General features: G+C 41.8%; 1 protein-coding gene. It reads left to right on the top strand.

Translation table 11 applies throughout. From position 1 onward, the window contains the following. Positions 1-426, top strand: a 426-nt coding sequence (locus ACZIX2_RS14260; RefSeq protein WP_463340763.1) for a SprB repeat-containing protein, incomplete at both ends; no start/stop codon positions are given.

Here is a 426-nt window from a genome sequence, read left to right as displayed (position 1 = left end):
TGGCAACGGCCGAAGATCAAACTGGTTTAGGAGCTGGGGTTTACAAAGTAATTGTAACGGATAACAACGGATGTAAATCAGCTGAACTTTCAGTAACCATCACTGAACCAGCTACCGCGGTTACAGTAACCAATACAAAAGAGGATGTGTTGTGTTTTGGTGCTAAAACTGGAAAAATTGATATTACCCCTGCCGGTGGTGTAGGACCTTATACTTATGCTTGGACAGGAACTGGAGTTTCAGCTAGTGCTGAAGATCAAACTGGTTTAGGAGCTGGGGTTTACAAAGTAATTGTAACGGATAACAACGGATGTAAATCAGCTGAACTTTCAGTAACCATCACTGAACCAGCAGCAGCATTAACCTCTAGCATTACCTCACAAACTAATGTATTATGTAAAGGCAATGCAACTGGTGCCATAGATT

The sequence above is a fragment of the Flavobacterium riviphilum genome (assembly GCF_055231795.1).
Note: the sequence above shows the minus strand (reverse complement) of the source record. Positions and strands in the feature narration are given on the sequence as shown.